Below are 19,678 nucleotides of genomic sequence, written 5' to 3'. Positions count from 1 at the left end.
AACGCCGCCCCCACGTCGTTCCCCGGGGAGCGCCAGGTCGCGCCCGCGACGTGGGAAGACCCCACGCCGCTGGGGCCCCACAACACCCCCCTGTAGGGGGTGCTTCCGCAGTCCAAAAAGGGGGCCGGGGGTCCGCCCGAGCCCCCTTCCCCCACCGCCGGCGTGCCGGGGTTCGGACAGGGAGGGGGGGGGGGCCGGGGCCCCCCCGGCCCCCCCGCCGCTCGTCCGGCGGACGCCCGGCCTCAGCCGGCCGTCGCCACGGGCACGGTGACCGTGCCGTCCTGGCCGGACCCGGCGGACGGTCCCGGCCCCGGCCCGGCGGACGGTCCGGGCGCCGGTGCCTGCGGGGCCTTCAGGAAGCGGGTGGCCCACACGACGGGCAGCGCGACCACGGCGGCGACCAGCGCCACGACCGGCACCTCGCCGGTGCCGAAGGCGGCCAGGGCCCAGCCGCCGACCGCGGCGCCCGCCGCCACCCCGACGTTGGCGGCCGAGGCGCCGAGCGTGGCGGCCAGGTCCGCGCCCTCGCCGGCGAGCGAGATGACCCGCAGCTGGAAGGAGGGCGTGACACCGAACCCGACGATGCCCCAGCCGGCCAGGGCCAGGCCCACCAGCCAGGCGTTGGAGCCGAACGCCCACAGCGCCGCCATGGCCACGATCACGACCACGTTGCCCACCAGGAGCGTGGCGGAGGCGTTGATGTCGGCGAACCGGCCGCCGGCGAACGTCCCGATGGCGCTGAACACACCGAAGATCAGCAGGAAGGCGCCCACCGCGCCGCCGGAGATTCCGGTGACGTCCTCCAGGAACGGGGTGAGGTAGGTGAACGCGATGAACTGCGACCCCATCAGCAGCACCGTGGCCGCCAGCATCGCCAGCACCCGGGGGTGGAAGGCGTGCCGGGCCTGGGCGCCCAGGCTCTCACCGGTGCGGTGCTCGACCTTCGGCACGCACAGCAGGGTGGCGACCAGCGCGAGCGCGCCGAGCACGACGACGCTGCCGAAGGTGGCCTGCCAGCCCAGGCCCTGGCCGATCAGGGTGCCGAGCGGCACGCCGATCACGGTGGAGACGGAGATGCCGCCGAAGACCAGGCCGACCGCCTGGCCCCGGTGCTCGGGCGCCACCAGGCCGGTCGCCACGGTGGAAGCGGCGCCCAGGTACAGGCCGTGGATGGCACCGCACAGCACGCGGGCGGCCACCAGCAGCCCGAAGGCGGCGGAGAAGACGGCGATCAGGTTGCCCGCGACGAACACGGCGAGGGCGACCCACAGCAGGGTGCGCCGGGGCAGCCGGATGGTCGCCGCGCTGACGACCGGCCCGCCGAGGGAGACGCCGAGCGCGTACGCGGTCACGAGGAGGCCGGCCGTGCTGACGGAGATGTCCAGGTCGCCCGCGATCAGGCTGAGCACGCCGACGACGACCAGCTCGGCGGTCCCGATGACGAACGCGCCGAGGCCGAGCGCGGCCAGCGCCAGGGTGTTGCGGGTCGGGCCGGGCCCGGTTCCGGTTGCGGTGCTCATACGGGAGCCCTTCTGCTTCGACGGTGGGTCAGGCGTACTGAAGGTTCAGCTTCTCGATGCGTCCGTCGCGGACGTCGAACTCGTAGTTGGCCTCGAAGCCGCCGGTGCCGCCGGGGGCGAAGCGGACCCGGAGCGTGGTGCCGTTGCTCTTGGGGGTGTTCTTCAGGACGGTGAGCCGGCCGCCGATCACCTCGTTGTCCGCCCACCGGCGGATCTCGTCGTGCCCGTTGAACCGCCGCCCCACGTCGGTGAGTTCGGCGTCCGGGTGGAAGGCGGCGACGAGCGCGTCCAGGTCCTCGGCGGCCACGGCGTCCACGTACGCCTGGGCGGCCGGGTCGACGGCATCGTTGTCGGCGGCGGCCGGGGAACCGGCGGGGGCGGAGGACGCGGCCGGGGCGGGGGCGGACTCCTCCACCCGCGAGACGGTGCCGCCGGGCCGGGGCGAGGAGGCGGCCCGGTCCTCGCCGCCGCCGTCGCCGCCGTCGGAGCAGGCGGTCGCGCCCAGGAGCAGGGCGGCGGTGAGGACGACCGGCCGTATCACACGCTTTCTCATGACATTTCTCCCTGAGGGGGTCGGTGGTCAGGCGTAGCTCATGGACACGCGGCGGATGAGCCCGTCCTCGACCGTGAACGCGTAGCGGGCCCGGAACCCGGCGAGCAGGCCCTCGGGGTCGAACCGCAGCAGCACGGTGGAGCCGTCACCGGTGGGCGTGTTGCCGAGCACCGTGACCCGGCCGCCGATCACCTCGTCCGCCGCCCACGCGCGGATGGCGTCGCGCCCCTCGAACCGGCGCCCGGTGTCGGTGACCGTGCCGTCCTCGTGGAACGCGGCGGCCAGGGCGTCCGCGTCCCCGTCGTCCACCGCGTCCACGTAGGCGCGGACGGCGGGGGCGAGGGAGGACAGGGCCTTCGGCTCGTGCGCCTCGGGGGTGGAGCGCAGGGCCTCGCTCGCCGCGGCCTGCACGTAGTCGCTGCTGAACGCCGCCGCCGCGCCGAAGATCAGTGCGGCGGCGGTCACGATCCCCGCCGTGCGGCGTGCCCGGCGGCCGGAGGAGAGCTTCATCGTTCTTCCCTTCGTCTCTGCGTGGCTGCTCACCACGGGATGCGCCGGCGCTCGCGGAAGAACCCGCCGCTGGGGCCGTCCTCGGGGAGCATCGCCAGCCAGACGACCGTGTCCGCCCCCTTCTCCACGCTCGTCGGCGCCCACGAGCCGCCCATGTCGGTGCGGACCCAGCCGGGGCAGACCGCGTTGACCTTGACCGACGGCGGGACGGCCGCGGAGACGACGAGCGTGAGCGCGTTGAGCGCGGCCTTCGTGATGCCGTACGCGGCCGGGGAGGGGACGTTGTCGGTCATCGCGCCGAGTCCGGAGGAGACGTTCACGACCCGGCCGCGGCCGCGGCGGACCATGTCCGGCACGAAGGTCCGGCAGGTGTGGAACGCCCCCATCAGGTTGACGTCGACCGCGCGGCGCATCGTCTCCTCGTCGAGGGAGAGGAACGACTCGGTGGGGTACACCCCCGCGTTGTTGACGAGGGCGTCGACCTCCACGCCAGCCCGCGCCAGCCGGCCCGCGCACGCCCGCACGCTGTCGCCGTCGGTGACGTCCAGCTGCTCGAACCGTACGGACAGGCCCTGCCGGGCGAGCCCTTCGGCCGCCGCGCGACCGCGCGCGGGGTCGCGTGCGGTCAGGACGACGTCGAGGCCCGCCCGGGCCAGCCGGCGGCAGGTCTCCAGGCCGATCCCCCGGTTGCCGCCGGTGACCAGCGCGGTGCGGATTGTGTGCGGCGCGTGGGACATGACGACGACGCTAGCGGCGGCCGGTACGGCGGGGTCAAAGTCTCCGGCGCGACAACATGATGTCGGGGCGGGGGTGGTTCAGGTGCCGAGCAGCCCCTGGTAGACGGCGTGCACCCGGCGGGCCGCCTCCTGCCAGGAGAACCGTTCCTCCGCCCGGGTGCGCCCGGCCGCGCCCATCGCGGCCGCCCGGGCCGGGTCGGCGAGCAGGTGGTTGACGGCGGCCGCCAGGTCGGAGGCGAACCGCTTCTCGTCGAGCGGCGTACCGGACCCGTCCCGTTCCTGCTCGATCGGGACGAGCAGCCCGGTCTCGCCGTCGGCGACGACCTCGGGGATGCCGCCGGTGGCCGTGGCGACGACCGCCGTGCCGCACGCCATCGCCTCCAGGTTGACGATGCCCATCGGCTCGTACAGCGACGGGCAGACGAACACCGTGGCGTGCGTGAGGAACTGGCGCAGCGACTCCTGGTCGAGCATGCCGTCGATGCGCACGACCCCGCCGCGCACCCGGCCCAGTTCGTCGACGAGCGCGGCGGTCTCCGCCGCGATCTCCGGCGTGTCCGGCCGGCCGCAGCACAGCACCAGCTGGGCGGCCGGGTCCAGCTCGAAGGCGGCGCGCAGCAGCTGGGGCAGACCCTTCTGGCGGGTCACCCGGCCGACGAAGAGCACGATGGGCCGGGTCGCGTCGACCCCGTGCCGCTCCAGGGCGGCCACCCGGTGGTCGGGGCGCTGGACGGTGGTGTCGATGCCGTTGTGCACCACGTGGACGCGGCCGGGGTCGACGTCCGGGTAGACGCGCAGGATGTCGTCGCGCATCCCGCGCGAGACGGCGACCACGGCGTCGGCGGCCTCGATCGCGGTGCGCTCCACCAGCGAGGACAGGGCGTACCCGCCGCCCAGCTGCTCGGCCTTCCAGGGCCGCAGCGGCTCCAGGCTGTGCATGGTCATCACGTGCGGCACGTCGTACAGGACCTGCGCCAGGCGCCCGGCGGCGTTGGCGTACCAGGTGTGGCTGTGCACCACGTCGGTGCCTTCGCAGCGGGCGGCCATCTCCACGTTGACCCCGAGGGTGCGCAGCGCCGGGTTGCCGCCGGCGACCGGCGCGGGTTCCCGGTACGCGGTCACGCCGGGCGCGGTGCGGGGCTCCCCGAAGCAGTGCACCCGCAGGTCGACCAGTGCGCGCAGTTCCCGGGCGAGCTCACCGACGTGGACTCCCGCTCCGCCGTAGATCTCGGGCGGGTACTCCCGGGTGAGCAGGTCGGCGCGTATGGCGGGCGGGGTGCGGGGTGCTGCGGAATTCATGCGTACTTCCTGACGTCGAGGGCCTGAAAGACGGTGCTGCCGCGCCCCGTTCGGCGGCGCGGCGACGGTGGAAGGCCCACGACGGCGGTACGGCGGGCCGGTCGTTCCCCCCGCCGAGGTCCCCCCTGCCCCGGACGGTAGCCAATCCGCCCCTTACCCCGCGGGCCCCGCACCCGCGAACCGGGCCCGGCGGCCGGGACGGGGCCCGGTCCGCGCGGCGCCGGTGCGGGCGCGGCGGCCGTACGGATGCGGGGCCGACGGCGGGAGCCGGGCGGCAGGCGCCGGGACGCGCGGGGGCACCGGAGGCGCCGGGGCGGGTCAGGAGGCGCGCTTGCGGGGCGGGGTCTTCTTCGCGGTGGTCTTCTTCGCCGTGGTCTTCTTCTCGGCCGCCTTGCCGCTCGCCGCCGTCCTGGACGTGGACTTGCGGGCCGGCGCCGCCTTCTTCGCGGCCGACTTCGCCGTGGACTTCTTCGTCCCGCTCTCCTTGGGCGCGCTGCGGGCCGCGGGCGCCTTCTTGCGGCCGGACAGCTCGTGCACGGACGCGTCCGGTTCGCCCTCGCCGCGGGCCTCCCGGGCGGCGCGGACGCTGCTCTCCAGCGCCGCCATCAGGTCGATGACCTGGCCGCCGGGCCGTTCCTCCGCGGGCGCGGCGACCTCGGCGCCCTCCGCCTTGGCGGCGATCATCTGCTCCACCGCCGCCCGGTAGTCGTCGTGCAGCGACTCGATGTCGACCTCGCCCAGGGTGTCCATCAGCGCGTCCGCCAGGTCGAGTTCGGCGTCCCGGACCGTGACGGAGGTGTCCGGGGCCACGCCCTCGGGGCGACGGATCTCGTCCGGCCACAGCAGCCCGTGCATGGCGATGACGTCATCGACGACCCGCAGCATCCCCAGCCGCTCGCGCCCGCGCAGCGCGAACTTCGCGATCGCGACCCGCTCGCTGCGCTTGAGCGCCTCCCGCAGCAGCGTGTACGGCTTCGCGGCCGGCACCCCGTTGGCCGACAGGTAGTACGCCGCGTCGATCTGGAGCGGGTCGATCTCCGACGCCGGCACGAAGGCGACGATCTCGATCGTCTTCGCGGTCGGCAGGGGCAGCGAGGCCAGGTCCTCGTCGGTGATCGGGATCATGGTCCCGTCGGCCTCTTCGTACGCCTTGCCGATCTCGTCCGACGACACCTCCTCGCCGTCCAGCTCGCACACCTTGCGGTAGCGGATCCGGCCGCCGTCCTCCGTGTGGATCTGCCGGAAGGAGATGGACCGGTTCTCGGTCGCGTTCACCAGCTTGATCGGGATGCTGACCAGACCGAATGAGATGGCGCCATTCCAGATGGATCGCACGTTTCATCCCTTTCGTCCTGATTCATGGGATTCTCATCGTATGACGCCGATCACGGAGGTGGAGGGGCGGCGCCTGCCGCTCAGCAACCTGGAGAAGGTCATCCACCCCGCCACCGGGACCACCAAGGGCGAGATCCTGCACTACTACGCCACCGTCGCCCCCTGCCTCCTCCCCCATCTCCGGGGCCGGCCGCTGTCCTTCCTCCGCTATCCCGACGGCCCCGACGGCCAGCTGTTCTTCACCAAGAACCCGCCGCCCGGCACACCCTCCTGGGTGAAAACCGTCTCCGTCCCCCGGTCGGAGGAGAAGGACGCCCGCCAGGTGCTCGTCGAGGACCTGCCCTCCCTGATGTGGGCGGCCAACCTGGTCGTGGAGTTCCACACCCCGCAGTGGACGGCCGACGCCCCCGCCCTCGCCGACCGGCTCGTCCTCGACCTGGACCCCGGACCGCCCGCCACCGTCGTGGAGTGCTGCCGGGTCGCCCTCCGGCTGCGCGAGCGGCTCGCGGCGGACGGCCTGGAGGCGTACGCCAAGACGTCCGGCTCCAAGGGCCTGCACCTGTACGTGCCGCTGGAACCGGCGCCCGCCGAGCGGGTCCAGGCGTACGCGAAACAGCTCGCCGTCGAGGCCGAGGCGGAGCTCCCGGCGCTGGTCGTGCACCGGATGACCAAGGCCCTGCGCCCCGGCAAGGTCTTCGTGGACCACAGCCAGAACAACGCCGCCAAGACCACCGCCGCGCCCTACACGCTGCGCGCCCGCCGCGAACCGGCCGCGTCGGCGCCGGTGACCTGGGAGGAGGTCGAGTCCTGCGGGGACCCCGGCCTGCTGGCGTTCGGCCTGACGGACATGGCCCCCCGCATCCAGGACCACGGCGACCTGCTGGCGCCGCTCCTGGACCCGGACCGGGCGGGGCGGCTGCCATGAGCCTCCGACCGCCCCTGAAGGTCGCCCTGGCGCAGACGGTCGGCACCCTGCCGCGCGAACCGGGCCTGGCGTACGAACCGAAGTTCGACGGCCACCGGATGGTGATGTTCCGGCAGGCCGACGGGGTGGTCCTCCAGGCCCGTTCGGGACGGATCGTCACCGCGGCCTTCCCCGACCTGGCCGCCGCCGCCCGGGAGCTGCCGGACGGCACGGTGCTGGACGGCGAGGTCGTCGTCTGGCGCGAGGGGCGCATCGACTTCGCGGCCGTCCAGGGCAGGGCCGCCGCCACCCCCGGCCGGGCGCCGGGCCTCGCGGCGCGGCTGCCCGCCTCGTACGCCGCCTTCGACGTCCTCGCGGCGGGCGGCACCGACCTGCGTCCCCGGCGGTACGCGGTACGCCGCGAGCGGCTGGAGGAACTGCTCGCCGGCCTCGGCCCGCCGATCCAGCCCGTGCCGATGACCACCGACCCGGAGCTGGCCGCGACCTGGTACGAGACGCTGCCCGGGATCGGCGTGGAGGGCCTCGTCATCAAGCGCCTCGACCAGCCGTACAAGGCGGGCACGCGCGCGTGGCGCAAGCTCCGGCACACCGACACCCGGGACGCGGTGGTGGTCGGGTTCACCGGCAGCAGGCAGCGGCCGGCGTCCCTGGTGCTGGTCCTGCCCGACGACGACACCCCCGTCGTGTCCAGCCCCCTGCCGCCGGCGCTCCGCGCCCGCGCCGGCGCCGCGCTCACCCCGCTGGCGCCGGGCGGTGCGGGCACGGCCATGGCCCCCGGCCTGGGCGAGGTGCCCTACCGGTCCGTACCGCCGGAGCTGTCGGCGGAGGTCGCCACCGGCACGACCCGGCACACGGTCACGACGGTGCTGCGGCTGAAGGACACCGACGCCGGGTGAGGAGGACGCCCGCCCGGGGCCCGGCAGGGTCCGGCGGGGCGCGTCGGCGACAGCGCCCAGGACGCGCGTGCCGGGGCCCGGCAGGGTCCGGCGGGATCCGAGGGACACCCCCTAGAGGCGCAGCCAGGTGCGCCGGTCGCGGGCCGTCGCGTACAGCGCCTCCACGTCCGCCGGCTTCAATACCGCGCCGAGCCGCGCCAGGGACGGGATCTCGCCGTCCCGAAGCACCCGGACGCCGTCGGGGCCGGACGGCACCTCCAGCCGCCCCGGGCCGTCGACCGCGAGGACCGGCCGCACGCCCGTGGCCAGCACGTGCGCGGCCCGCACGGCGTCGCGGCGCAGCAGGCGCAGGTGCGGCGCCGGTTCCGCGCGGCCGACGGCGACCACCGGGTCGGCGATCCGCACCCGGCGGCCGCGCGCCGCGACCGTGCGCACCACGAAGACCCCGGCGGGGCCGATGGCCAGGTGGTCGATCGGCGCGGCGCCCGGCAGGGGCACGCAGTGCAGGACCCGCCAGCCCGCCCCGTCCAGCCCGTCGAGGGCGTCGCCGATCCGCCGGCGCGCGGCCAGCTCGGCGGGCCGCGGGTCGGGGCGGGGGAAGCGGCGCCGCGGCGGGTCGCCCGGCGTGCCGTGCAGGGTCTCGCCCGGGCGGTTGGGGGCGAGGTCGTCGTCGGGGTGGAGGGCGAGACGCGCCAGCTCGGAGGCGGTGGGGACGGGCGGCGGGCCGACGGTCACCTCACCCGTGACGTAGGGCGCCAGCGCGGCGAGGACGGCGTCCGCGTACTCCTCCCGCAGGAGGCTGATCCGGCCGGTCTCCGGGTCGTACCAGGCGACCTCCCGGCCGTCCGGCCGGCTCACCCACAGCCGGACGCGGCCGCCCGTGCGGGCCGGTGTGACGCGCAGTGCGCTCATGCCCCATCACCCCCAAGCCCATGGGAACAGCCGGGCCCCGCGGGGGCAAGAGAAGGGCAGGAGCGGGGCGGGCGGACGTGCCGGAGCGTGTCCGATTGCCGGGGCATCGGGACCGCCGGTGTGGTGCACTATTGCCCCCAAGTGCAGTGTTTCGCGGGGAGGGACGGCATGTTCACGGGGATCGACGAGGTCGACTGGGCCTCGCTGGGTCATGCCTACGGTCCGGCCGACGACGTGCCCGGGCTGCTGCGGGGGCTCGCCTCCGCCGACGCGATGGAGCGCGAGGTCGCGCTGGACGGCATGTACGGGGCGGTGCACCACCAGGGCGACGTGTACGACGCGACGCTCGCCTGCATCCCCTTCCTGCTGGAACTGGTGGCCTCGCCCGAGGTCCAGGACCGCGGCTGCGTCATCGAGCTGCTGACCAGCATCGGCGGCATCGACCTCGGCGGCGACGACGAGCTGGACGGACTGGGCCCGGACGACGAGGGCTTCGAGGACGCGGCGAACTACGCGATGGCCGCCGCCGCCGTGGCCGCCGGCGCGGACGTGTTCCTCGCGCTGGTCGGCGACGACGACCGGGAGGTGCGCCTCGCTGCGCCGGGCGCGCTCGCCTCGCTCCACCGGGACCCCGCGCGCGTGCTGGTCCTGCTGCGCGAGCGGCTGACCGCCGAGACCGACACGGAGGTGCGGCTCGCGCTGGTGGAGGCCGTGGGCCGGATCGCCCTGCGGTACGAGTCGCTGCGGGACGAGATCGCCGACTGGCTCGGCTGGCTCGTGGGCGCGGCCCAGGACCCGGCCCTGCGCCTCGCCGCCCTCGCCCAGCTCGCCCGGTGCGCCCCCGCGCGGCTGCCCCGGGACGTCGTGGTGACGGTGACGGACCTGCTGGACCAGTTGCGCCGGGCGCCGGGGCGCGGCGGCCGTCCGGTGCCGCCGGGCGGCTGGGAGGACATGGCCGCCGTGGCCGGCCTGCCGGACCTGACCGACCTGGCGGTCCTCTCGGAGCTGGCCGAGCCGCCCGACGCGCCCGACCTCTGGGAGCCGGCCGAACTGCGGCCCGCGGCGCCCACCCTGGTGGGCCGGCTGCGCGAGCCGCGCGAGGAGCAGCGGGCCGGCCGCGGCGCGGCGTGGGCCGACGACCTGCTGCGGACCCTGCACAGCGCCCTGGACGACCGGGTCGAGGACCGGATCGCGCTGGTCACCGCCCAGTTGCGCAGCCCGGACCGGGACCAGCGGACGGACGCGGTGTGGATGTGCGGCGGCCTGGTGCGTACGTGGCGGGGGGCGTACGACGAGGTGGTGCGGCTCGTCGGGGCGCAGCTGGGTGACCCGGACCCCCGGCTGCGGGAGGCCGCCGCGGCGTGGCTGGAGGGCCTGTTCGAGGTGGCCCGCCCGGCGGCGGACGCGCTGGCGGCCAGGGTGGCGGCCGACGCCGGGCGGTGGGCGCCGGAGCGGACCGGCGACCGGTGCGGGACGGGCAGCGCGCTGCTCGCTCTCACCCGTACCGGTGATGCCCGGGCCGTACCGGCGCTGGCCCGCGCCCTGGAGCGGCCCGTGCTGGACGGCCGGCTCGGCTATGCGATCACGCATCTGGGCGAGGCCGCGGCCCCCCTGGTGCCGGCGCTGCGGCGGCGCCTCGGCGGGCTGCCGCTGGACGAGCGGCTCGGCGAGGAGGCCGGGCCGCTGCTGCTGGCGCTGGCGCACCTCGGCGCGGCGGAGGCGCTGCCGGAGGTGCTGCGCGTGCTGCGCGGGGCGCCCGCGTTCCGCCGCGAGTGGGTGGCGGAGTCGTCGCTCAGGGCGCTGGCGGCGTTCGGGCCGGCGGCGGGCGAGGCGGTGGGTGATCTGCGGGCGCTGCTGGACGGCTGCTCGGTGGCGGTGGCCGCGTCGGCGGCGCGGGCCCTGTGGGCGGTGGAGGGCGAGGCCGGCGCGGTGCTGCCGCGGCTGCGCGGCCTGCTGCTGGCGCCGGACGCGGCCCACCGGCGGGAGGCGGCCCGGGTGGTGGGCGCGATGGGGCGGGCGGCCGGGGCGGCGGTGCCCGAGCTGCGGGCGTGCCTGGTGGCGCCGGAGGTGTGGCTCCGGGTCGACGCGGCCCTGGCGCTGTGCCGGGTGACCGGCGACTCCGGGGAGGCCGCGCCGGTGATGGTGGGAGCCTGGAAGGAGAACCGGCACACGCGCGTGGACATCGCCGGGTGCCTCGCGGAGCTGGGGCACGTGCCGGCGCAGGCGGCCCCGCTGCTGCGCGCGGAGCTGTCCCGCGCGCGCCGGCACAACGTGTCGGACGGCACCTCGGGCGAGCACGACGTGCACCACGACGAGAAGCTGCTGGCGCTGTGCCGACGGGCGCTGGGCCACTCCGGAGAGGAGAACACCGCATGATCATCTTCGGGACGAAGGGGTACCTCCAGCAGCTGGCGATGCTGACGCTGGTGTGCGGCCGGTGCGGCAACCCGGCGGCGCACGCGCTGCGGAGGAGGACCACCAAGTTCACGCTGTTCTTCGTGCCGCTGTTCCCGGTGTCCACGTCGTACGCGACGCAGTGCACGTTCTGCGGCGCCGAGCAGCGCGTCACGCGCGAGCAGGCCGACGGAATGCTGTCGGGCGGCGCCCAGGTGCGGTGACGGGCGTCCGCCCGGAGGCGGGTGCGGCCGGGGCACCGGATGCGACGGGGAGACCTGGTGCGGCCGGGACGGCCGGGTGCACTGGACCGGGTCGACAACGGTGCACCGGACCGGATCGACAAAAGGGACTTCCGTCCGAATAAGGTGGCGGGAAGACCTGCCGCCGGGCCCCCGGCGCCGCCGTATCAGTCAGGGAGCACCGTGAGCCCGCACCGCCCGGCCGTGTACGCGGCGCTGCTGCCCGGCGCGGCCCTGGCCGCGCTGCTGCTCACGGGCTGCGGCGACGCGGGCGAACTGCGCGGCGCGGGCCCCACACCGACCGCCGTCGGCCCGGTCCGGCTCTGGCCCGACATGCCGCCGGTCACGGCACCGCCGTACGACTACGGCGAGAGCGACACCGCGCGGGTGCCCGGGGTGAAGGCCCCCGGCGACGACGTCCACCGGGTCGACCCCGTCGCGGTCGTCCAGGCCGAGGTGGCGGCTCACCCCGACGAGTACAGCGGCCCCGACGGCATGTACCAGGAGACGGCCGGGCGGATCCGCGAGTGCGGCCAGGCGCCGCGGCGGTGCCCGGTGATGACGCCCTACTACCGGGACCTCACCGGGGACGGCAGGGACGAGCTGATCGTCGGCATCCGCATGCCCGACCAGCAGACCGGCCTGCGCGTGTACATGCCGGAGAAGGGCGGCCTGACCCGCATCATGTCGACCGTCGACCAGGTCGTGGGCGTCCAGCTCGCGGGCCGGGACCTGGTCGTCCGGGTCGTCTCGGCGGGCATCCCGGGGTACGAGTACCGCACGGCCTGGTCGTGGGACGCCCAGCAGCGGTCGCTGCTGCCCACCCGGGACGAGATCGTCCGCGTGAAGCCGGTGCCCCCGGGACAGGCGTCCCCCTCCCCCTCGGGCGGTGGTGCGTGATGCGCCGGCCGCGGCCCCCGGCCTGGATGGCGACCCTGACGTGGAAGGCCGGCGTCTTCATCACGGTGATGTGCTGCGCCCTGGCCGCCCTGCTGGGCGCCCTGGTGCACGTGTCGGTGACCCGGCAGACGGTGGACACGGCCCGCGAGAACGCGCTGGAGCGGCTGGAGGAGGTCACGCACGCGTACGAGGCCGGCGAGCCGCTGCCGCCGTACGCGGGCGTCGACCCGGCCGGGCTGCCGCCTGCGCTGCGGGCGATGGCGGTCGGGGGCGAGCGCGGCACGCTCGTCGCCGACGACCCGGCGGGCCGGCCGGCCATGTGGGCGGCGGGCCCCGCCGACGGCCGGGCGCTGGCGGTGCGCGTCGACTACTCGCTGAGCGCGAGCACCATCAGCGGGCTGGACAAGGCCATCGTGGGTTCCTCGGTGCTGGCCATCGGCGCGACGCTGCTCGTCGGCTCGTTCGCGGTGACCCGGGTGACGCGGCGGCTGCACCTGACGGCGCAGGTGGCGCGGCGCATCAGCGCGGGCGACCTGGACGCGCGCGTCAACGACCCGCGCACCAGGGACCCCTGGCACCCGGAGGACGAGGTGGCCACGGTGTCGGGCGCCCTCGACACGATGGCGTCCACCCTCCAGGGCAAGCTGCTGAGCGAGCAGCGCTTCACGGCGGACGTGGCGCACGAGCTGCGCACGCCGCTGACCGGGCTGTCGGCGGCGGCCGAACTGCTGCCGGCCGGGCGGCCCGCGGAGCTGGTCCGGGACCGGGTGCGGGCGATGCGGGCGCTCACCGAGGACCTGCTGGAGATCTCCCGGCTCGACACGCGCACCGAGGAGGTCGACCTGGACGTGTACGAGCTGGGCCCGCTGGCGGAGCGGGTGGTGCGGGCGTCGGGCACGGACACCGAGGTGCGGATCGTGCGGGACGCGCGCGTGGAGACGGACAAGCGGCGCCTGGAACGGGTGCTGGGGAACCTGGTGGCCAACGCCCACAAGCACGGCCGGGCGCCGGTCTCCCTGACGGTGGACGGGCCGGTGCTGACGGTCCGGGACCACGGTCCGGGGTACCCGCACTACCTCCTGGAGCACGGGCCGCAGCGGTTCCGTACGGAGAGCGGCAGCAAGGGCCACGGACTGGGACTGACCATCGCGGCCGGCCAGGCGTCGGTCATCGGCGCGGAGCTGCGGTTCGGCAACGCCCCCGGGGGCGGCGCGGAGGCCCGTCTGGCGCTTCCCGAGTACCGCGGGACCCCGCAGCCGCCCGCCGCCCCCACCGCGCCCGGTCCGACATAAGGGACATACGCCTCACCGCTTGCTACGTTGCGGAGCATGACCGCAACGAGGGCCGACGCCCCGCCGGCCGGGGTGCGTCCGCACAAGCGCCGGGGCGTGGAGCTGTCGCTCCTCATCGGGGCCGTCCTCATCGCCGTGTACGGGTACGTCGGCGTCGGCCTCGCCCGGAGCGGTGCCGTGCCCCCGGACGCCGCCGCCTACGGGGCCGGGCTCGGGCTGCTGGCGCTGCTCGCGCACCTCGCCGTGCGCTGCCGCGCCCCGTACGCCGATCCCCTGCTGCTGCCGATCGCCGTGCTGCTCAACGGGCTCGGCCTGGTGCTCATCTACCGCCTCGACCTGGAGACCCCCGCCGACCACGCGGCGCCCACCCAGCTGGTGTGGTCCACGCTCGGTGTCGCGCTCTTCATCGCGGTGGTCGTCCTGCTCCGCGACCACCGGACCCTCCAGGGGTACGCGTACGTGTCCGTCGCCGCCGCTCTGCTGCTGCTGCTCGTGCCGATCTTCTTCCCGGCCGTCAACGGCGCGAAGATCTGGATCCGGATCGGCGGGTTCTCCTTCCAGCCGGGCGAGTTCGCCAAGATCCTGCTCGCGGTCTTCTTCGCCGCGTACCTCGCGGCCAACCGGCACGCCCTCGCCCACACCGGCCGCCGCGTGTGGGGCGTGCAGTTGCCCACCGGCCGGGTGCTCGGGCCGATCGTGGCGGTCTGGCTGGTCAGCGTGGGCGTCCTGGTGCTGGAGCGGGACCTCGGCACCTCCCTGCTGTTCTTCGGGCTGTTCGTGATCCTGCTGTACGTGGCCACCGGCCGCACCGGCTGGGTCGCCGTCGGGCTGCTGCTGGCCGCGGCCGGGGCGTTCGTGGTGGGCGGCCTCGAACCGCACGTCAACAGCAGGGTCGAGGACTGGCTCCACCCGTTCGCCTCCATCGAGGCGGGCCGGGGCCCCGGGCAGCTGGCCCAGTCGCTGTTCGCCTTCGCCGCGGGCGGGGTGCTCGGCACCGGCCTGGGGCTGGGCGACTCCGTCCTCATCGGCTTCGCCGCCAAGTCCGACTTCATCCTCGCCACCGCGGGCGAGGAGCTGGGCCTGGCCGGGCTGACGGCCGTCTTCCTCCTGTACGCCCTGCTGGTGGCCCGCGGGTTCGCGGCCGGCCTCGCGCTGCGGGACCCGTTCGGCAGGCTCCTCGCCACCGGTCTCGCCTCCATCCCGGCGCTCCAGGTGTTCGTCATCGCCGGCGGGGTCATGGGGCTGATCCCGCTGACCGGCATGGCGATGCCGTTCCTCGCCCAGGGCGGTTCGTCGGTGGTCACCAACTGGATCATCGTGGCGCTGCTGATCCGCGTCAGCGACTCCGCCCGCTTCCCCGAACCCGAGGGCGTCGAACCCGGCGCCATCCTGCCCGTCACGTCGGAGGCCCGGTGATCCCCTGCATCCGGCACGCCGCCCTGCTGTGCCTGCTGCTGCTCGCCGCCCTGCTGGTGAACGCCGTCCGCGTCCAGGTCGTGCAGGCGCCGGCCCTGGACGGGAACCCGGCCAACCGGCGTCCCGTCATGGCGCGTTACGCGGAGCCGCGCGGCGACATCGTCGTCGACGGCAGGCCGGTCACCGGTTCCGTGGACACCGGCGAGCAGCTGCGCCACGAGCGCACGTACACCGACGGCCCGCTGTACGCCCCGGTGACCGGGCACTCCTCGCAGACGTACGGCACCACCCTCCTGGAGGACGCCGAGGACCCGGTCCTGTCCGGGACGAGCCCGATGCTCACGGCCATCCCCTTCTGGCACGACTTCAGCCGCACGCGGCCACCGGGCGGACACGTCGTCACCACCGTGCGCGACCAGCTGCAACGCGTGGCGTACGAGGGGCTCGCCGGCAGGCGCGGCGCGGTCGCCGCCCTGGAACCGTCCAGCGGACGCATCCTGGCGCTGGTGAGCAGCCCCTCGTACGACCCCGCCGTGCTCTCCGGGACCGGCCGCCCGGTGGCCGCGGCGTGGGCCCGGCTCAACGCGGCGCGGGACCAGCCGATGCTCAACAGGGCGCTGCGGCAGACCTATCCGCCCGGCTCCACGTTCAAGATCGTGACCGCGGCGGCCGCCATGGACGCCGGGATCGTCACGGACGTCGACGCCCCGACCGGCGCCCCGGACCCGTATCTGCTGCCGGGCACGCGCACCGTGCTGCCCAACGAGGCGAAGGGGTGCGGCAACGCCTCGCTGGCGTACGCGATCCGCTGGTCGTGCAACACCGTGATGGCCCACCTCGGGGTGCGGGTCGGGAGCGCCGGGATGCTCGACGCCGTCGCGCGGTTCGGCTTCAACGACGGCTCGCTGCGGGTCCCTTCGCCGGTGGCCCGGTCCAACTTCGACAACGGGATGACCACCGACCGGCTGGCGCTCTCGGCCATCGGCCAGTACGACACCAGGGCGACCCCGCTCCAGATGGCGATGGTCGCCGCCGCGGTCGCCAACGGCGGGGAGATCGCCCAGCCGCACCTGGTGGAGCGGACGACGACCGCGGACGGCGACACCGTGGCGCAGCACGTCCGCCGCACGTACCGGCAGGCGATGCTGCCGCCGACCGCGCTGCGGCTCCAGGAGCTGATGGTGGACGTGGTCGACGGCGGCTCGGGCAGCAAGGCGGCCATCGCGGGCGCGCGGGTCGGCGGGAAGACCGGTACGGCGCAGCACGGTGTGGGCAACACCGGGACGCCCTACGCGTGGTTCATCGGCTGGGCGCAGGCGGAGGGGACGGGCCGCCCGGCGGTGGCGGTGGCGGTGGTGGTGGAGGACGCCTCGGCCAGGCGGGAGGACATCAGCGGCGGGGGCAGCGCGGCGCCGATCGCCCGGTCGGTGATGGAGGAGGCGCTGCGGGGGGGGGAGCGGCGGGGCGCGGCCCGGGGCGGCGCGGGGGGACTTCCCGGACCGTACGGACGGGGCGGGCCGTTCGGGCCGTTCGGGCCCTGACGCCCGCCGCGTCCCCGGACGGGCCGCGCCCGCCGGCGGCTCAGCCGATCGGCGTGCGCATCTCGGCCCGGACCTTCAGGGTCAGCGCGGCGGCCGCGGCGAGGTCGATGTCCGCCGGCTTCTGCGCGAGCGTCGTCGCGTCGACGACGCCCACGCCGACGGCGGTGTTGCCGTCGGCCCAGGCGCACATCGGGAAGGTCACCTTGTTGCCGGCCTCGGTGTTGCTGAGCACCTCGCACTCGATCTTCACCTCCGCGCCGGGCGGGGTGACGTCCTTGACGGGGACCTCGATCGTGGCGTTCTGCGCGGTGCCGGCGCCCTTCAGCAGGCTGCGGCGCTCGGTGTCCGGCCGCTTGATCCGGCCGTAGTAGCCGGACACGACCAGCGCCTTGACCTGGGCGCCCTTCTGGGCGGTGTACTGCGCCACGGCCGCCCCGTCCGTCCGGACGTACGGGCTGTAGGACTCGTCCAGCAGCTTCTTGCCCTCGGTGCCGGACATGTCCTGGGCGAGCGCGTACTCGCCGTCCACGAGCTTGGGCTGGACGGTGAGCTTGTGCGTGGCGGCCGGGAAGGGGGTGTCGTCGCCGGCCGCGTCGAAGACCATCATGACGCCGTAGCCGAGGCAGCCGAGCAGGACGAGCGACCCGGCCACCAGGCCGACGACCAGGCCCGTCCGCTTCTTGCGGGGCGGCTGCGGCATGCCGTACGGGCCGGGCGGCACCGGGCCGTGGGGGCCGGGGTACTGCTGCGGGAAGGCGGGCTGCGGACCGGCGTACTGCCCGGGCTGCGGACCGGCGTACTGCCCGGGCTGGGGTCCGGCGTACTGCCCGGGGTACGGGGCCTGCCCCGGCGGCTGCTGGTAGGGGCCCGGTCCCCCGGGAGGAGGACCGTACGGGCCGGGCGGCTGCTGGGGCGGAGGCGGCATGCTCATGCCCGTCAGGCTACGTCACGGGGCCGGGAGGCCCGGTCACGCTCCGCCTTCCGCGATGGCCTCCGTCACCTCCGCGACCCGCTCGGCCTCCTCCGCCGCGAACCGTTCGCGGTCGAGCTGTTCCGCGATCTCCTCGTCCTGGGTCATCAGCAGGTCCAGGTTGGAGTCGCCCAGCTCGAAGACGCCCATGTCCACGTACGCCTTCTGGAGCCGCTCGCCCCACAGGCCGATGTCCTTGACGCACGGGACGATCCGGCTGAAGAGCAGCTTGCGGAACAGGTGCAGGAACTCCGACTGCTCCGAGAACTCCTCCGCCTCCTTCTTGGAGATGCCGAAGTTCTCCAGCACCTCGACGCCGCGCAGCCGGTCGCGCATGAGGTAGCAGCCCTCGATGACGAACTCCTCGCGCTCGCGCCGTTCGGCGTCGGTGAGCTGCTGGTAGTAGTCGCGCAGGGCCATGCGGCCGAAGGCGACGTGCCGGGCCTCGTCCTGCATGACGTAGGCGAGGATCTGCTTGGGCAGCGGCTTGTCCGTGGTGTCCCTTATCATCCCGAACGCGGCGAGCGCGAGGCCCTCGATGAGGACCTGCATGCCGAGGTAGGGCATGTCCCAGCGCGAGTCGCGCAGGGTGTCGCCCAGCAGGGCCTGGAGGTTGTCGTTGATCGGGTACAGCATCCCGATCTTCTCGTGGAGGAAGCGGCCGTAGATCTCGGCGTGCCGGGCCTCGTCCATGGTCTGGGTGGCGGAGTAGAACTTGGCGTCCATGTCCGGGACGGACTCGACGATCCGGGCGGCGCAGATCATCGCGCCCTGCTCGCCGTGGAGGAACTGGCTGAACTGCCAGGAGGCGTAGTGCTTGCGCAGCTCGCCCTTGTCCTTCTCGGTCATCTTCGCCCAGTGGCGCGTTCCGTGCAGGCTCAGCGCCTCGTCGGGGGTGCCCAGGGGGTCGCAGGGATCGACCTCCAGGTCCCAGTCGATGCGCCGGGCGCCGTCCCACTGCTTGTCCTTGCCCTTCTGGTACAGGGCCAGCAGCCGGTCGCGGCCGTCGTCGTACTCCCAGCTGAAACGCGCCGATCCGGTGGCCGGCACCTGCCAGACCGACTCCTTGGGGTCATTGCTGTAGAGATCGTGCGTCGACACGGACGGCTCCTTCGCCTGTGCGCGGACGGGTGGTTGGCAGGCTCACACGTTGGTAGACGTCGGGTCAACAAGTCGGGCACAGGGGATTGACGGCCTTGCTGACAAGCAGTCTTATAAGGGATGACCACCGGTAACGCCAACCGCGCGAGGTGCCCCGCCCATGACCACCGTGTCCGAACGCGACATCCGTCTGCTCCGCGACGCGCTCGGCCCGCTCCGGGACCGTGAACAGGTCGCGGAGCGGCTGCTCGAGTCGTCCGCCAAGCACTCCTTCGACCCCGACAAGGAACTCGACTGGGACGCGCCGCCGGAGGACGGCAAGTGGTTCTGGCCGCCGGAGCTGGTCTCCCTCTACGACACCCCCCTGTGGCGGAGGATGTCCGAGGAGCAGCGGATGGACCTCGCCCGGCACGAGGCCGCCTCGCTCGCCTCCCTCGGCATCTGGTTCGAGATCATCCTGATGCAGCTGCTCGTCCGGCACATCTACGACAAGTCGGTCACCAGCAACCACGTCCGGTACGCGCTCACCGAGATAGCGGACGAGTGCCGCCACTCGATGATGTTCGCCAGGATGATCCAGAAGGGCGGGGCGCCCGCGTACCCGGTGCCGCGCGTCTACCACAACATGGCACGTGTCCTGAAGACCGTGTCCACCACGCCCGGTTCGTTCGCGGCGACGCTGCTCGGCGAGGAGATCCTCGACTGGATGCAGCGCCTCACCTTCCCCGACGAGCGCGTCCAGACGCTGGTGCGCGGAGTGACCCGCATCCACGTGGTGGAGGAGGCCCGGCACGTCCGGTACGCCCGCGAGGAGTTGCGGCGCCAGATGGTCACCGCCCCCCGCTGGGAGCAGGAGTTCACCCGCATCAGCTGCGGCGAGGCGGCGCGCGTCTTCTCCGTCTGCTTCGTCAACCCGCGGGTGTACGAGAACGTCGGCCTCGACCGGCGCGAGGCGGTCGCCCAGGTGAAGGCCAGCGGCCACCGCCGCGAGGTCATGCAGTCCGGCGCCCGGCGGCTGACGGACTTCCTCGACGACATCGGCGTGCTGCGCGGCCCGGGCCGCAGGCTCTGGAAGAGTTCCGGCCTCCTCGCCTGAGGCCCGGCACCCGGCGGAGGGGGGCGGAGTTACGCTGCG

18 protein-coding genes are annotated in these 19,678 nt (G+C 74.7%); 9 read left to right on the top strand and 9 right to left on the bottom strand.

Translation table 11 applies throughout. The features are described 5' to 3' along the window. Window positions 1–242: 242 nt before the first annotated feature. The 6 genes from A4V12_RS08365 to A4V12_RS08340 all read right to left on the bottom strand — a co-directional run bounded on the left by A4V12_RS08365 (window position 243) and on the right by A4V12_RS08340 (window position 5,954). Entirely contained in the window at window positions 243–1,520 is a 1,278-nt protein-coding gene (locus tag A4V12_RS08365) for an MFS transporter (RefSeq protein WP_064068589.1), read from the bottom strand. A gap of 28 nt (window positions 1,521–1,548) precedes the next feature. Further along, window positions 1,549–2,073, bottom strand: coding sequence for a nuclear transport factor 2 family protein (locus A4V12_RS08360; RefSeq protein WP_079136902.1), 525 nt, complete (start codon window positions 2,071–2,073; stop codon window positions 1,549–1,551). A 27-nt stretch (window positions 2,074–2,100) separates the two neighbouring features. Continuing rightward, window positions 2,101–2,583, bottom strand: coding sequence for a nuclear transport factor 2 family protein (locus A4V12_RS08355; RefSeq protein ID WP_064068587.1), 483 nt, complete (start codon window positions 2,581–2,583; stop codon window positions 2,101–2,103). Between the two features lie 29 nt (window positions 2,584–2,612). Then, window positions 2,613–3,320, bottom strand: a complete 708-nt coding sequence (locus tag A4V12_RS08350; RefSeq protein WP_064068586.1) for an SDR family oxidoreductase — start codon at window positions 3,318–3,320, stop codon at window positions 2,613–2,615. Between the two features lie 78 nt (window positions 3,321–3,398). Beyond that, window positions 3,399–4,619, bottom strand: coding sequence for a glycogen synthase (glgA, locus tag A4V12_RS08345; protein WP_064068585.1), 1,221 nt, complete (start codon window positions 4,617–4,619; stop codon window positions 3,399–3,401). 318 nt (window positions 4,620–4,937) lie between these two features. Beyond that, window positions 4,938–5,954, bottom strand: a complete 1,017-nt coding sequence (locus A4V12_RS08340) for a Ku protein (protein ID WP_064068584.1) — start codon at window positions 5,952–5,954, stop codon at window positions 4,938–4,940. Window positions 5,955–5,994: 40 nt separating this feature from the next. Here A4V12_RS08340 and ligD point away from each other — a divergent pair, with 40 nt between their 5' ends. Beyond that, entirely contained in the window at window positions 5,995–6,879 is an 885-nt protein-coding gene (gene ligD, locus A4V12_RS08335; protein ID WP_064068583.1) for a non-homologous end-joining DNA ligase, read from the top strand. Continuing rightward, window positions 6,876–7,775, top strand: a complete 900-nt coding sequence (locus A4V12_RS08330) for an ATP-dependent DNA ligase (RefSeq protein WP_199831237.1) — start codon at window positions 6,876–6,878, stop codon at window positions 7,773–7,775. Before ligD ends, A4V12_RS08330 begins: the two co-directional genes overlap by 4 nt. 111 nt (window positions 7,776–7,886) lie before the next feature. On the opposite strand, the gene A4V12_RS08325 is transcribed toward A4V12_RS08330, so the two are convergent. Beyond that, entirely contained in the window at window positions 7,887–8,687 is an 801-nt protein-coding gene (locus A4V12_RS08325) for a nuclease-related domain-containing protein (RefSeq protein ID WP_064068582.1), read from the bottom strand. A 168-nt stretch (window positions 8,688–8,855) separates the two neighbouring features. On the opposite strand from A4V12_RS08325, the gene A4V12_RS08320 reads away from it, so the two are divergent. The 6 genes from A4V12_RS08320 (at window position 8,856) to A4V12_RS08295 (ending at window position 16,472) form a co-directional block, all read left to right on the top strand. After that, entirely contained in the window at window positions 8,856–11,063 is a 2,208-nt protein-coding gene (locus A4V12_RS08320; protein ID WP_064068581.1) for a hypothetical protein, read from the top strand. Beyond that, window positions 11,060–11,305, top strand: coding sequence for a zinc-ribbon domain-containing protein (locus A4V12_RS08315; protein WP_064068580.1), 246 nt, complete (start codon window positions 11,060–11,062; stop codon window positions 11,303–11,305). The genes A4V12_RS08320 and A4V12_RS08315 overlap by 4 nt, the downstream gene beginning before the upstream one ends. A 201-nt stretch (window positions 11,306–11,506) precedes the next feature. Then, window positions 11,507–12,223: a hypothetical protein gene (locus tag A4V12_RS08310; protein ID WP_064068579.1), complete on the top strand. Its 717-nt coding sequence runs from the start codon at window positions 11,507–11,509 to the stop codon at window positions 12,221–12,223. Continuing rightward, window positions 12,223–13,515, top strand: a complete 1,293-nt coding sequence (locus tag A4V12_RS08305; RefSeq protein WP_064068578.1) for a sensor histidine kinase — start codon at window positions 12,223–12,225, stop codon at window positions 13,513–13,515. The genes A4V12_RS08310 and A4V12_RS08305 overlap by 1 nt, the downstream gene beginning before the upstream one ends. A gap of 36 nt (window positions 13,516–13,551) precedes the next feature. Continuing rightward, a complete protein-coding gene (locus A4V12_RS08300) occupies window positions 13,552–14,931 on the top strand; it encodes an FtsW/RodA/SpoVE family cell cycle protein (RefSeq protein ID WP_064068577.1) in 1,380 nt (459 codons plus the stop codon). Next, window positions 14,928–16,472 carry a penicillin-binding transpeptidase domain-containing protein gene (locus A4V12_RS08295; protein WP_079136901.1) on the top strand — a complete coding sequence of 515 codons (1,545 nt, stop codon included), beginning with the start codon at window positions 14,928–14,930 and terminating at the stop codon, window positions 16,470–16,472. Before A4V12_RS08300 ends, A4V12_RS08295 begins: the two co-directional genes overlap by 4 nt. Before the next feature lie 40 nt (window positions 16,473–16,512). On the opposite strand, the gene A4V12_RS08290 is transcribed toward A4V12_RS08295, so the two are convergent. Beyond that, entirely contained in the window at window positions 16,513–17,403 is an 891-nt protein-coding gene (locus tag A4V12_RS08290) for a hypothetical protein (RefSeq protein WP_064068576.1), read from the bottom strand. A 36-nt stretch (window positions 17,404–17,439) separates the two neighbouring features. Further along, the gene (locus A4V12_RS08285; protein WP_064068575.1) at window positions 17,440–18,543 is read right to left on the bottom strand and encodes a ferritin-like domain-containing protein; all 1,104 of its coding nucleotides are present in this window, start codon (window positions 18,541–18,543) and stop codon (window positions 17,440–17,442) included. 160 nt (window positions 18,544–18,703) lie between these two features. On the opposite strand from A4V12_RS08285, the gene A4V12_RS08280 reads away from it, so the two are divergent. Beyond that, window positions 18,704–19,639 carry an AurF N-oxygenase family protein gene (locus A4V12_RS08280; RefSeq protein WP_064068574.1) on the top strand — a complete coding sequence of 312 codons (936 nt, stop codon included), beginning with the start codon at window positions 18,704–18,706 and terminating at the stop codon, window positions 19,637–19,639. Window positions 19,640–19,678: the final 39 nt, after the last annotated feature.

It is taken from the genome of Streptomyces noursei (assembly GCF_001646665.1).
Classification (GTDB): domain Bacteria; phylum Actinomycetota; class Actinomycetes; order Streptomycetales; family Streptomycetaceae; genus Streptomyces; species Streptomyces lavendulocolor.
Note: the sequence above shows the minus strand (reverse complement) of the source record. Positions and strands in the feature narration are given on the sequence as shown.

Coding starts and splice junctions, on each gene's coding strand:
- A4V12_RS08280 (WP_064068574.1), top strand. CDS start 18,704: ATGACCACCGTGTCCGAACGCGACATCCGTCTGCTCCGCGACGCGCTC.
- A4V12_RS08360 (WP_079136902.1), bottom strand. CDS start 2,073: ATGAGAAAGCGTGTGATACGGCCGGTCGTCCTCACCGCCGCCCTGCTC.
- A4V12_RS08350 (WP_064068586.1), bottom strand. CDS start 3,320: ATGTCCCACGCGCCGCACACAATCCGCACCGCGCTGGTCACCGGCGGC.
- glgA (WP_064068585.1), bottom strand. CDS start 4,619: ATGAATTCCGCAGCACCCCGCACCCCGCCCGCCATACGCGCCGACCTG.
- A4V12_RS08330 (WP_199831237.1), top strand. CDS start 6,876: ATGAGCCTCCGACCGCCCCTGAAGGTCGCCCTGGCGCAGACGGTCGGC.
- A4V12_RS08300 (WP_064068577.1), top strand. CDS start 13,552: ATGACCGCAACGAGGGCCGACGCCCCGCCGGCCGGGGTGCGTCCGCAC.
- ligD (WP_064068583.1), top strand. CDS start 5,995: ATGACGCCGATCACGGAGGTGGAGGGGCGGCGCCTGCCGCTCAGCAAC.
- A4V12_RS08315 (WP_064068580.1), top strand. CDS start 11,060: ATGATCATCTTCGGGACGAAGGGGTACCTCCAGCAGCTGGCGATGCTG.
- A4V12_RS08305 (WP_064068578.1), top strand. CDS start 12,223: ATGCGCCGGCCGCGGCCCCCGGCCTGGATGGCGACCCTGACGTGGAAG.
- A4V12_RS08355 (WP_064068587.1), bottom strand. CDS start 2,583: ATGAAGCTCTCCTCCGGCCGCCGGGCACGCCGCACGGCGGGGATCGTG.
- A4V12_RS08365 (WP_064068589.1), bottom strand. CDS start 1,520: ATGAGCACCGCAACCGGAACCGGGCCCGGCCCGACCCGCAACACCCTG.
- A4V12_RS08325 (WP_064068582.1), bottom strand. CDS start 8,687: ATGAGCGCACTGCGCGTCACACCGGCCCGCACGGGCGGCCGCGTCCGG.
- A4V12_RS08320 (WP_064068581.1), top strand. CDS start 8,856: ATGTTCACGGGGATCGACGAGGTCGACTGGGCCTCGCTGGGTCATGCC.
- A4V12_RS08290 (WP_064068576.1), bottom strand. CDS start 17,403: ATGAGCATGCCGCCTCCGCCCCAGCAGCCGCCCGGCCCGTACGGTCCT.